The sequence below is a fragment of the Streptococcus sp. HMSC066F01 genome, from assembly GCF_001837335.1.
Taxonomy (GTDB): Bacteria; Bacillota; Bacilli; order Lactobacillales; family Streptococcaceae; genus Streptococcus; species Streptococcus oralis_S.
Map to the genome: position 1 here is coordinate 485697 of NZ_KV832118.1, position 11303 is coordinate 496999.

12 protein-coding genes are annotated in these 11303 nt (G+C 40.2%); 10 read left to right on the top strand and 2 right to left on the bottom strand.

Going from position 1 to position 11303, the window contains the following annotated elements; translation table 11 throughout:
- Positions 1 to 291: 291 nt before the first annotated feature.
- On the bottom strand, positions 292 to 1563 hold the full coding sequence (locus HMPREF2655_RS06700; RefSeq protein WP_001113182.1) for a replication-associated recombination protein A: 1272 nt from the start codon (positions 1561 to 1563) through the stop codon (positions 292 to 294).
- A gap of 115 nt (positions 1564 to 1678) precedes the next feature.
- Here HMPREF2655_RS06700 and HMPREF2655_RS06705 point away from each other — a divergent pair, with 115 nt between their 5' ends.
- Genes HMPREF2655_RS06705 through pepF form a run of 7 tightly spaced genes read left to right on the top strand, consistent with a single transcriptional unit; the run spans position 1679 to position 7539 of the window.
- Positions 1679 to 2149 carry a DUF3013 family protein gene (locus HMPREF2655_RS06705; protein ID WP_000257108.1) on the top strand — a complete coding sequence of 157 codons (471 nt, stop codon included), beginning with the start codon at positions 1679 to 1681 and terminating at the stop codon, positions 2147 to 2149.
- A 19-nt stretch (positions 2150 to 2168) separates the two neighbouring features.
- Positions 2169 to 3230 (top strand): site-2 protease family protein, encoded by a 1062-nt coding sequence (locus HMPREF2655_RS06710; protein WP_000719510.1) that lies wholly within the window; start codon positions 2169 to 2171, stop codon positions 3228 to 3230.
- Position 3231: 1 nt separating this feature from the next.
- Positions 3232 to 3660, top strand: a complete 429-nt coding sequence (locus HMPREF2655_RS06715) for an NUDIX hydrolase (protein ID WP_000401985.1) — start codon at positions 3232 to 3234, stop codon at positions 3658 to 3660.
- The gene (locus HMPREF2655_RS06720; RefSeq protein ID WP_070838250.1) at positions 3657 to 4058 is read left to right on the top strand and encodes a hypothetical protein; all 402 of its coding nucleotides are present in this window, start codon (positions 3657 to 3659) and stop codon (positions 4056 to 4058) included. The genes HMPREF2655_RS06715 and HMPREF2655_RS06720 overlap by 4 nt, the downstream gene beginning before the upstream one ends.
- Entirely contained in the window at positions 4037 to 4987 is a 951-nt protein-coding gene (gene prmA, locus HMPREF2655_RS06725) for a 50S ribosomal protein L11 methyltransferase (RefSeq protein WP_070838252.1), read from the top strand. The genes HMPREF2655_RS06720 and prmA overlap by 22 nt, the downstream gene beginning before the upstream one ends.
- Before the next feature lies 1 nt (position 4988).
- Complete coding sequence (locus HMPREF2655_RS06730; protein WP_070838254.1) at positions 4989 to 5732, top strand: 16S rRNA (uracil(1498)-N(3))-methyltransferase; 744 nt, start codon at positions 4989 to 4991, stop codon at positions 5730 to 5732.
- Between the two features lie 10 nt (positions 5733 to 5742).
- Complete coding sequence (gene pepF, locus HMPREF2655_RS06735; protein ID WP_070838256.1) at positions 5743 to 7539, top strand: oligoendopeptidase F; 1797 nt, start codon at positions 5743 to 5745, stop codon at positions 7537 to 7539.
- An 83-nt stretch (positions 7540 to 7622) separates the two neighbouring features.
- Here the strand turns inward: pepF and HMPREF2655_RS06740 are convergent, their stop codons facing one another.
- A complete protein-coding gene (locus HMPREF2655_RS06740; protein ID WP_049549753.1) occupies positions 7623 to 8591 on the bottom strand; it encodes a hypothetical protein in 969 nt (322 codons plus the stop codon).
- Between the two features lie 191 nt (positions 8592 to 8782).
- Here HMPREF2655_RS06740 and HMPREF2655_RS06745 point away from each other — a divergent pair, with 191 nt between their 5' ends.
- From HMPREF2655_RS06745 to HMPREF2655_RS06755, 3 genes are all read left to right on the top strand, one after another.
- Positions 8783 to 9445, top strand: a complete 663-nt coding sequence (locus HMPREF2655_RS06745; RefSeq protein WP_042902654.1) for a hypothetical protein — start codon at positions 8783 to 8785, stop codon at positions 9443 to 9445.
- A 172-nt stretch (positions 9446 to 9617) separates the two neighbouring features.
- The gene (locus HMPREF2655_RS06750) at positions 9618 to 10295 is read left to right on the top strand and encodes a hypothetical protein (protein ID WP_070838258.1); all 678 of its coding nucleotides are present in this window, start codon (positions 9618 to 9620) and stop codon (positions 10293 to 10295) included.
- 170 nt (positions 10296 to 10465) lie between these two features.
- Entirely contained in the window at positions 10466 to 11182 is a 717-nt protein-coding gene (locus HMPREF2655_RS06755) for a hypothetical protein (protein WP_070838261.1), read from the top strand.
- The last annotated feature ends 121 nt before the right edge of the window (positions 11183 to 11303 follow it).

The following is an 11303-nucleotide window of genomic DNA, read 5'->3' on the forward strand; positions in this document are numbered from 1 at the left end:
ACTGCTCTACCAACTGAGCTAAGGAGGCAAAGAAAAAGCTGTATTGGTGCCGAAACTTCACGGTTTGTATTGAACCCGCGCAATTAAGCAGGTGGGCAACTCGCTCTAACTGAAGCTGTTTCCGTGTGAGACGGCCTACATGCTGTTAGAAGACTTTTGTTTCCCTAATAATACAAAAAATAGTCGGTCAACACTTAAGTGTGAAGTCGTACACCACAGCGTTTCTATGTTTATATGATACCACTTTTTCAAAAAAAATCAAGAGGAAAATTTATTTTTTTGAAAAGGATTTCACAAGTCCCGTAATTTATCAATGGTTTCCTTGCGTTGCGCCAAGGCTCGTTCGTATTTGCCGGTATCTTCTGGAGTAAAATAGTGGTGATTTTGGATTTTTTCTGGCAGATAGTCCTGCTTGACCCAGTTTCCAGGATAGTTGTGGGGATAGAGATAGTTTTGGGCGTTCCCAAGTTCCTTGCTTCCACTGTAGTGGCCATCGCGCAGGTGTCGAGGGATAGGCAAATGCCCTGATGTTTTGAGGTCAGCAAGGGCCTTGTCCATCGCCACATAGGCTGAGTTGGATTTTGGAGAAAGGGCCAAGTCAATCACGACATTGGCAATGAGAATGCGAGCTTCTGGGAAGCCAATCTTTTGAGCAGCATCTAGAGCAGTTACAGTATGGATCTGAGCTTCAGGATTGGCCAAACCGATATCTTCATAAGCGATAACGGTCAAGCGACGAGCGAGACTAGGAAGATCCCCAGCCTCAATCAAGCGGGCAGCATAGTGGAGACTGGCATCGACATCCGAGCCACGAATGGACTTTTGTAGGGCTGAGAGGACATCGTAGTGACCGTCCCCATCCTTATCCATGGTAATATAACTCCTCTGCAGGCTATTTTCCATGATATCCAGTGTGATATGGCGGATGCCCTTGTCATTCTCGGGAGTAGAGAGAACAGCCAAATCTAGCGAATTAAAAGCAGAACGCAGGTCCCCATTTGTAGAGGTTGCGATGAAATCCAGTGCATCCTCATCTAGCTCAACTGGGAAATCAAAACCACGCTCAGGGTCGGTTAGAGCAATTTGAATCGCCTCTTTAACATCTTGATTAGACAAGGGTTCTAACTCAAAAATCTGAACACGGCTACGAATGGCTGGAGTGACAGAAAAGAAGGGATTTTCAGTTGTGGCCCCAATCATGATGACCAGTCCACTTTCCAAGAGTGGCAGAAGAAAGTCTTGCTTGGTCTTATCGAGACGATGAATCTCGTCCAGTAATAGGACTAATCCTCCAGAGAATTTAGCCTCTTCAGCGATTTCTTGGAGACGTTTTTTGCTATCAACAGTGGCATTGAAGGTCCGAAAGGCATACTTGGTCGTTCCAGCGATGGCAGAGGCGATACTGGTCTTTCCGATACCCGGAGGTCCGTAGAGAATCATGGAGGACAGGCGGTTGGCCTCCACCATGCGGCGGATGATTTTTCCTGATCCGACCAGATGATCCTGACCGATGACCTGGTCGATGGTTTTTGGGCGCATGCGAAGCGCGAGATTGTCTGGCATAGCAGTCCTTTCTAACATGGATTTTCTGATGTATATGTGGTAAGATGGTAGTATCTATTTTAGCATATTTCCGAGCAATCGGGGCGATTAAAGAGTCGCATAGAAAGAGGACAAAATGGCAACATACGGATTTTTAGATGTTTTAGAGGAAGAATTGGACAAGAACTTTCCCTTTGACTTTGAGATTAGCTGGGATAAGCGCAACCATGCAGTTGAAGTGAGTTTTTTATTGGAAGCACAAAATGCTGCAGGTGTGGAGATGGTGGACGAGGACGGAGAGGTATCATCAGACGATATCCTCTTTGAAGAAGCGGTACTCTTTTACAACCCTGCTAAGTCAACTGTCAATGAGGAAGACTATTTGACAGTTATACCTTATCTGCCAAAGAAAGGATTTTCTCGTGAATTTTTAAACTATTTTGCTCTATTCCTCAAAGACACTGCAGAGGTTGGGCTGGATACGCTCATGGACTTTTTGGAAGACTCAGAAGCAGAAGAGTTCGTCATGGAATGGAACCAAGAAGTCTTTGAAGAAGGGAAAGTCGGCTTGGAAGAAGGAGAGTTTTATCCTTATCCGAGATACTAGAGACTAGGGGAGAAAGTATATGAAGAAAATAGGCTTGTCTTTTATTTCTGGTCTGTCCTTTGTTTTTTTGATGCTAGGATTTGTTTTTGGGACGATTGCCTTTAAAGAGTTAGATTTTTCTTTAGTCTTTATTCCAGGCTATCTATTTACTTTTCTCAGCATTTATCTGATATTTATCCTTCATGAGCTAGGTCATGCATTTTGTGGTTACCTGACAGGCTATCGCCTGGTGGCTTTTGGATTAGGAAACTTTCTTTTGACCAAAAAGTCAGGCAAGTTTCATCTGAGTCGAACAGCCGTTCTGAAAAATGTTGGTGCTCAGTATATTGGATTAAAAGAAGATGAAAGTGATCAAAGAATCATCCTGATGCTTGCAGGAGGCTTGATGGTTCATCTTGGTTTGATTTTATTGGCCCTATTGTATGGAATTTTGACAGCTAACTGGTATTTTGCAGCTACTTGGATTTGTCTAAATCTATCTTTTCTTCTCATCAATGCTAAGCCAGTTGGGATTACCGATGGAGCAAAAATTTGGGAATTGCTACAACATCCTGAAAATACCAAATACGCCTACCTGGTGTTGAGGCATTCTGCCCAGACCTTGCTAGCTCCTCAAGAATATGATTTGAAAGACTTTATCGTGCCTGTTGATGAGGATGCAAGAGGGAGTTTTACAGAAAGCATTCAGATTTTCCAGGGACTAGTTTTCATATTCGATGGTCAGATAGAGACTGCCAAAAAACACTTTCAGTTTTTATTAGATAAAACAGACAATCCGATGTCTCAAACTCTTTCTCAATTATACCTTCTTCAAATTGCCTTGCTAGAAAGGGATCATGAGAAAGCAGAGGAATATGCAAGTAATCGAGGAGTCAAGTCCTTCTTATCTCTAAAAATGGCAGACACGCAGATAATGCAAGCCTGGTATCAATTTCTGGTAAAGAAAGATATGGATCAGACTGACAAGGCTATAAAAATTGCTAGACAAAACATGGTGACTAGCCGTTTGGTGCGGGATGAGAAACGCTATTATGAAAACTGGTTAGCAGAGTTGGAGAAAGAATTATCCGAAGGAGTCTGATATGGAAATAGAAATTTCTGATTTTACAGGCTGCAAAATTGCCCTCTTTTGTGGTGATAAGCTCTTAACTATCTTACGTGATGATAAGGCAAACATTCCATACCCTAATACCTGGGAATTGCCAGGTGGCGGACGAGAAGGTGATGAAAGTCCTTTTGAGTGCGCGGCGCGTGAAGTTTACGAAGAACTAGGAATTCATCTGACTGAAGATTGCCTGCTTTGGAGCAAGGTGTACCCAAGTATGCTTTTTGAGGGGAAGAAATCCGTTTTTCTAGTGGGAAAGTTGACTAAGGAACAGTTTGACAAGATTGTCTTTGGTGATGAAGGGCAGGGATATAGACTGATGAGCGTTGAGGAGTTTCTTGGCTCAGATAAGGTTGTACCCCAGTTGCAGGATAGAGTGAAGGATTATATGGAGGAAGTAAAATGATTTTTGCAATTGCAACAACGACGTTAAACAAGGAAGTTAAACGCAAACTAAAAACAGGACAATATTCTAGAGAAGAAGCTACATTCATCTATTTGGAATATTTAAAGTTAAAGAAGCAGAGAGAGAGTGGTATGAAAGTAGCTGGGATTTCTATGGCTGTTATCTGGGGGCTGCTGTATGTTCTGTCTTTACAAGGTGAGAATAATCAAACACTTTCATTTTCAGAATATTTTTTGTTTCTGATACTGTTAGCAGGAATTGTTCTATTTGTTTATTATCTTACGTTTGGTATTTTTAAACAGCAGATTCATAGCGCAATGAAAGAACACTACACAGATGTGATTGAGGAATTCAAGAAAAATAAGGAAGATTCAAAATGGAAACATGGCAAGAGTTAAAAGTTACAGTGAAGCGTGAGGGGGAGGAGCTGGTCTCCAATCTCTTGATTGAGCTGGGGGCGCAAGGTGTTGCGATCGAAGACAGTATGGACTATGTGGGGAATGTGGATCGCTTCGGTGAGATTTTCCCAGAGGTTGAGCAACAAGAAGAAATCGTAGTGACCGCCTACTATCCTGATACGGTTGATGTAGCAGTGGTTGAGGCAGATTTGCAGGCTCGCCTGGCAGAATTAACTGATTTTATGGATCTAGGAGAGGTCAAGATGGGCACGACTGCCTTGGCTGAGGAAGACTGGGCTGACAACTGGAAGAAATACTATGAGCCAGCTCGCATCACTCATGACTTGACCATTGTGCCGTCCTGGACAGACTATGAGGCAACTGCGGGAGAAAAGATTATCAAGCTGGATCCTGGTATGGCTTTTGGGACTGGGACGCATCCAACCACCAAGATGAGCCTCTTTGCCTTGGAGCAGGTTCTTCGTGGTGGCGAAACGGTGCTGGATGTAGGAACTGGTTCAGGTGTCCTTTCTATTGCCAGCTCGCTGCTTGGTGCCAAGGAAATTTTCGCCTATGACCTGGATGATGTGGCGGTTCGTGTGGCTCAGGAAAATATTGAACTTAATTCTGGCATGGAAAATATCCATGTAGCGGCAGGTGATTTGCTCAAGGGGGTGGAGATTGAAGCAGATGTCATTGTAGCCAATATCTTGGCGGATATTCTCATCCATCTGACAGAGGATGCTTATCGTTTGGTCAAGGACGAAGGCTACCTCATCATGAGTGGCATTATCAAGGACAAGTGGGACATGGTACGCGAGTCGGCTGAGTCAGCTGGATTTTTCCTTGAAACTCACATGATGCAAGGGGAATGGAATGCCTGTGTCTTTAAGAAGACCAAGGATATTTCAGGTGTGATTGGAGGCTAGCATGCAGCAGTATTTTGTCAAAGGCAGTGCAATCTCTCCTGTCACTATTGAGGACAAGGAAACCAGCAAGCATATGTTTCAGGTTATGCGCTTGAAAGAAGATAATGAGGTGACCTTGGTCTTTGATGATGGCATCAAGCGTTTGGCGCGCGTGATAGATGTGGAAGCGCGTCAGTTTGAGTTGGTCCAAGAATTAGCGGACAATGTGGAACTGCCCGTTCAAGTCACCATCGCATCTGGATTTCCCAAGGGAGACAAGCTGGAGTTTATTACTCAGAAAGTAACAGAACTAGGCGCTAGCCAAATCTGGGCCTTTCCTGCCGATTGGTCAGTTGCCAAATGGGACGGCAAGAAACTAGGCAAGAAAGTCGAAAAACTAGAAAAAATCGCCCTTGGAGCAGCAGAACAAAGCAAGCGTAATATCGTTCCAAGTATTCAGCTTTTCGAGAAAAAAGCAGATTTTCTAGCTCAGTTTGACCAGTTTGATTCAATTGTGGTGGCTTATGAAGAATCAGCAAAAGAGGGAGAAGCTGCTGCGCTCCTGCAAGCAGTCGCTGGTCTTGAAAAAGGAGCCAAACTGCTCTTTATCTTTGGTCCAGAAGGCGGTCTCTCATCAGCAGAAATTGAAAGTTTTGAAGCTAAAGGAGCTGTTCTTGCAGGACTTGGTCCTCGCATTTTGCGAGCAGAAACAGCCCCGCTTTATGCCTTATCAGCCATTAGTGTATTATTAGAATTAGAGAAATAAGAGGAAGAAAATGGAACAAAAACACCGTTCAGAATTTCCAGAGAAGGAACTTTGGGATTTAACCGCCCTATACCAAGACCGTGAGGATTTCTTGCGTGCCATTGAGAAAACACGCGAAGATATTAACCAATTTAGCCGTGACTACAAGGGCAATCTTCACACTTTTGAAGATTTCGAGAAGGCCTTTGCGGAATTGGAACAAATCTATATCCAGATGAGCCATATTGGTAATTACGCCTTTATGCCTCAGACGACAGACTATAGCAATGAAGATTTTGCCAACATTGCCCAAGCTGGGATGGAATTTGAAACAGATGCCAGCGTAGCCTTGACCTTTTTTGACGACGCCTTGGTGGCAGCAGACGAGGAGGTCTTGGACCGTTTGGGTAAATTGCCTCACTTGACGGCAGCCATTCGTCAGGCTAAAATCAAAAAAGCCCACTATCTAGGGGCTGATGTGGAGAAAGCTTTGACCAATCTCGGTGAAATCTTCTACAGTCCACAGGACATATACACCAAAATGCGAGCTGGGGACTTTGAAATGGCTGACTTTGAAGCCCATGGCAAGACCTACAAAAATAGCTTTGTTACCTATGAAAATTTCTACCAAAACCACGAGGACGCTGAGGTTCGTGAGAAATCTTTCCGTTCTTTTTCAGAGGGACTCCGTAAGCACCAAAATACGGCTGCGGCAGCCTATTTAGCCCAAGTCAAGTCTGAGAAATTGTTGGCAGATATGAAGGGCTATGACTCAGTTTTTGACTATCTTCTGGCTGAGCAAGAAGTTGACCGTGCCATGTTTGACCGCCAGATTGACCTCATCATGCAAGAATTTGCGCCAGTTGCTCAGAGGTACCTCAAGCATGTTGCCAAGATCAATGGTCTTGAAAAGATGACCTTTGCAGACTGGAAATTGGACTTGGATAGTGCTCTTAATCCTGAAGTGACTATTGACGACGCCTATGATTTGGTCATGAAGTCAGTAGAACCTTTGGGGCAAGAATATTGTCAGGAAGTTGCTCGCTATCAAGAAGAGCGCTGGGTAGACTTCGCTGCTAATAGTGGCAAGGATTCTGGTGGTTATGCGGCGGATCCGTATCGCGTGCACCCTTATGTCCTCATGAGCTGGACTGGTCGTTTGAGTGATGTCTATACCTTGATTCATGAAATCGGACATTCTGGTCAATTTATCTTTTCAGACAATCACCAAAGCTACTTCAATGCCCACATGTCAACCTACTATGTCGAAGCGCCATCAACCTTCAATGAATTGCTTCTCAGTGATTACTTGGAGCACCAGTCTGATGACCCACGTCAAAAACGCTTTGCCCTTGCCCACCGCTTAACAGATACCTACTTCCATAATTTCATCACCCACCTCTTGGAAGCAGCCTTCCAGCGTAAGGTTTATACATTGATTGAAGAAGGAGAAACCTTCGGAGCAAGCAAACTTAACAGCATTATGAAGGAAGTCTTGACGGATTTCTGGGGAGATGCCATTGAGATTGATGACGATGCAGCTCTGACTTGGATGCGCCAAGCTCACTATTACATGGGATTGTATAGTTACACCTACTCAGCTGGACTTGTTATCTCGACTGCGGGGTACCTTCATTTGAAACATTCAGAAACTGGAGCTGAAGATTGGCTCAATCTCCTTAAATCAGGTGGTAGCAAGACACCACTTGAGTCAGCCATGATTATCGGAGCGGATATTTCAACAGACAAACCACTCCGTGATACCATCCAATTCTTGTCAGACACAGTTGACCAGATTATCGCCTACAGTGCTGAGTTGGGGGAGTAAAGGACGGATTTAAGACATTTTAATGACAAGATGAATACACAAAAATCACCTGTTTGAGGTGATTTTTTTTATGCTTTAAAGATTTATTCAAATTTTCCTTTATTGGCCTCGTTTGAAGCCTTCATGCTAATTTGTAAAAGGTTGGCGAGATTTTCATTATCAAGGCTAGCTTCACCATTATTATCCACTTTTATGGCAAGGTAATGAGAGTTTCGATCAAAATAATCCATGCCCTCTAGGTCTACGTAGTTGTCAGCTTTAAAATCAAGCGCAGCTAATTGATAAACAAATCGAATATTTAGAGCTTTAGCATAGTCTGTTTCAAGAACCTTTTGTTGCTCTTCCACCAGTCCTTGAAAGAAGTCTTGGAAGTTATCATGATAAGTAGCCTTGACTTCGTATTGGTAGGTATCTACAGATGGGGACATAAATTTCAAATAAACCATGTCGCCCTCCACCTTATAGTCCTCAAGAGTATAGGCACCTGCTTTTCCTAATGCATTGGTGTTGACCTTGAAAAACATAGGTGCATAAATTTTGAGAGGATATTTTTCTCCTTTATATTCAAAGACGGTATCATTTGAAAAATTCGGACGGATTTTAGTTAACTCAGGGACTAAATATTCGTTCCAAATCTTATCAAATAACTCTTCTTGATTGCTAGCACCCGCTGATTTCACAACTAGGTCAAGATTTTCTTGATTGACAAAGACAGCATCCACTAATTTGAGGGCTGTTTGAACCTTAGAATCCGAAATTTCTTTTTTCTTTTTTTCAAGATTCTCAGCCGCCTCTTTCGTGCGATCTAGAGTTTTATTAAATTGACTGCCACTGTTTGTTTCAATAAAGGTTCTCTCATAGTTGGTAGGTTCAACTTTGGCATTCCAGTCAAATGAAGCAGCAGGACCAGTTACATCTTTCTTGTGATAGGTAGAAGCCTGATTGTTTGAATTATTTGTAGAACTAGTAGATGGCTTTGATGAGCAAGCACCAAGGGCTAAGGCTAGTGTTGTCACACAAGCTAGGCAACAAAGTCTGTACGATTTTTTCATATATTTCTCCTTCAAGTAATGCTTGTTATTCATTGTCTATTATATCATGACCCTTAGGATTACAGTGTTTTAAAATGAATTAGACAGGATTTTAACATCATAGATGAAACAGTCATATCAGCCTTTTATGATATACTATAAGGGAAATATGATTAGTTGTTTTATTAATTATCATAAGTAAGGAGAAGGTTATGAAAAAACGCGCGTTTTTCGCAATATTACTTTTAGGAGGATTGATCATGATAGGATTAACAGGATGTGGAGAAAATAAGAACAGTAGAGAATGGATTGAGAACAAAGTATCTGAGGTTAGTCGTGTCTATCCAACAGAGAATCTGTTTGATTTGTTTAAGCAGTTTCCGGAGGGGTTCAAAGTAAATCAAGTATTTATAAAACGTGGAAACTATATTATCGAAATAACTTTACAAGGAGATAGTAGTAACCAAACAATTTCCGGAGTACTAACTAAAACACGTGCTTCTGATGATATTACTGAAAAGCCAGAAGAAACTATAAAAGTAGATTATATTGATGGGAAGTTTATCTTTTCTGATGAGAAGAAGGCGAAAGAATTATGGCCTTTTAATGGATTTTTATTTCAAAAGTTAACAATTAATCACTCTTTTCTATCTTCATTATCTATGAAATCTAAAAATTATAATGGCAATAATGGAGCATTTGATATTGATTATTTAGTTCAAAATCAAACTATCAATCAGTATTTTAAAAAAGATGAAAATGAACAAGCAACATTAGGCTTTGGAAGTTCATACCGAAACGACGATTATTACTATTATTCAGTAACTGTCAACTACGATAGTATTTATACATATAGAGAAACGGTATCAAATTAATAGGAAATAAAATGCTAGATGAAAAATTTATGAACAGTGGAATTCCAACTTTAGATGCTTCTAATCTGACTTACGAATTTGAATAAGAAGCAAGGAAATATTGCTTTTATGGTATATTATAAGGGTGCTATGGTCAGCTGTTTTATTGAATATTATAAATAAGGAGAGTATTATGAAAAAACGTATGTTTTTTGCAAAGTTAGTTTTAGTAGGATTGATAATGATAGGAATAACAGGATGTGGAGAAAATAAGAACAGTCGAGAATGGATTGAGAACAAAGTATCTGAGGTTAGTCGTGTCTATCCAACAGAGAATCTGTTTGATTTGTTTAAGCAATTTCCAGAAGGGTTTGAGATTGAGCAGGTTTATTTTAAAAAGAAAAGTGATGGAATTGACGATTTTATCACAGAAATTAAGCTGAAAGGTGATGCAACATTGCATACAATAACAGGTACTCTTTCTAAAATCCCAGCGAAGGATGATGCACCAAAAAGCGAAGAGGAGTTAGTAAGTGTTCAATATGTAGACAATAAATTTATTTTTTCTGATGAAGAAACTGCTAAAAAAATGTGGAAGTTTGATGGTTTCTTGTTTCAAAAACTTTGTATAGATAAAGAATTTTTAAGTAAATTATCATTAAAAAACAAACATTTTAACGGAAATAATGGTTCTTTTGATATAGATTATATTATTAAAAACACAACGATTAACCAATATTTTAATAAACAGCAACAAGTTGAAACAGTGCTAGGATTTGGTAGTTCTTTGAGGTTAGATGACTTTTATTACTATTCTGTTACTGTTGATTTTAATGATGGCTGTTATTTTAAGGAGAGAGTATCAAATTAGGAGAGAAGTATAAGTAAAAAGGATACGGCGAATAGTGGTATTGCTACTCTAGATGCAGCAAATCTGACTTACGAACTTGAATAAGAAGCAAGGAAATATTGCTTTTATGGTATATTATAAGGGTGCTATGGTCAGCTGTTTTATTGAATATTATAAGTAAGGAGAAGGTTATGAAAAAACGCGCGTTTTTCGCAATATTACTTTTAGGAGGGTTGATAATGATAGGAATAACAGGATGTGGAGAAAATAAGAACAGTCGAGAATGGATTGAGAACAAAATATCTGAGGTTAGTCGAGTTTATCCAACTGAAAATCTCTTTGACTTGTTTAAGCAATTTCCGGAAGGGTTTGAGATTAGAAGTACTGATACTTACGATGAGACGAAGGACTACTCTCGTTACCAGAAGATTGATCTCGTAGGAAACGCAGAAACACAAGAAATAACTGGCACTTTTAAAAGAATAGAAGCTCGAGGTAATCCTTATGAAGAAAAAATGCTTTTAGAAAGCCGTATTGTGTACACTGAAAAAGGATTAGAATTTTTGAATCCAGAAGTTTCTAAAGATGATTTGTTTTATGATGGTTTTTTATTTCAAAAGTTAGAACTAAATAAAGCAGTTCTATCTCGATTTGAACTCAAAAAAACGTACTATAATTGGGAGACTGGTGATGCTTCTATTACTTATAAAAATGTAAATAGTAAAATTATTCAGAACTACTTCCATATACAATCAAGTGAGTCGTTAGACCTTTTTATTAGTGCAGATCACTCTGCAACTATTGGCTATGAATACGGTTATCCTGTGGTTTTTGACGGAGAAAATATATCTCATTCAGAACTTATAACAGGAAAAAGTAAGAGTATAGAGAAGATAGATGCCAAATAGTAATGTGCCGACCTTAGATGCGTCTAATCTGACTTATAAATTTGAATAAGATACAAGGAAATGTTGCTTTTATGGTATACTATAAGGGAACTATGATTAGTTGTTTTATTAATTATCATAA

What these genes read in the sequence shown, in the direction of transcription:
- HMPREF2655_RS06700 (WP_001113182.1), bottom strand. Translation starts at nt 1,563, where the DNA reads ATGCCAGACAATCTCGCGCTTCGCATGCGCCCAAAAACCATCGACCAG.
- HMPREF2655_RS06705 (WP_000257108.1), top strand. Translation starts at nt 1,679, where the DNA reads ATGGCAACATACGGATTTTTAGATGTTTTAGAGGAAGAATTGGACAAG.
- HMPREF2655_RS06710 (WP_000719510.1), top strand. Translation starts at nt 2,169, where the DNA reads ATGAAGAAAATAGGCTTGTCTTTTATTTCTGGTCTGTCCTTTGTTTTT.
- HMPREF2655_RS06715 (WP_000401985.1), top strand. Translation starts at nt 3,232, where the DNA reads ATGGAAATAGAAATTTCTGATTTTACAGGCTGCAAAATTGCCCTCTTT.
- HMPREF2655_RS06720 (WP_070838250.1), top strand. Translation starts at nt 3,657, where the DNA reads ATGATTTTTGCAATTGCAACAACGACGTTAAACAAGGAAGTTAAACGC.
- prmA (WP_070838252.1), top strand. Translation starts at nt 4,037, where the DNA reads ATGGAAACATGGCAAGAGTTAAAAGTTACAGTGAAGCGTGAGGGGGAG.
- HMPREF2655_RS06730 (WP_070838254.1), top strand. Translation starts at nt 4,989, where the DNA reads ATGCAGCAGTATTTTGTCAAAGGCAGTGCAATCTCTCCTGTCACTATT.
- pepF (WP_070838256.1), top strand. Translation starts at nt 5,743, where the DNA reads ATGGAACAAAAACACCGTTCAGAATTTCCAGAGAAGGAACTTTGGGAT.
- HMPREF2655_RS06740 (WP_049549753.1), bottom strand. Translation starts at nt 8,591, where the DNA reads ATGAAAAAATCGTACAGACTTTGTTGCCTAGCTTGTGTGACAACACTA.
- HMPREF2655_RS06745 (WP_042902654.1), top strand. Translation starts at nt 8,783, where the DNA reads ATGAAAAAACGCGCGTTTTTCGCAATATTACTTTTAGGAGGATTGATC.
- HMPREF2655_RS06750 (WP_070838258.1), top strand. Translation starts at nt 9,618, where the DNA reads ATGAAAAAACGTATGTTTTTTGCAAAGTTAGTTTTAGTAGGATTGATA.
- HMPREF2655_RS06755 (WP_070838261.1), top strand. Translation starts at nt 10,466, where the DNA reads ATGAAAAAACGCGCGTTTTTCGCAATATTACTTTTAGGAGGGTTGATA.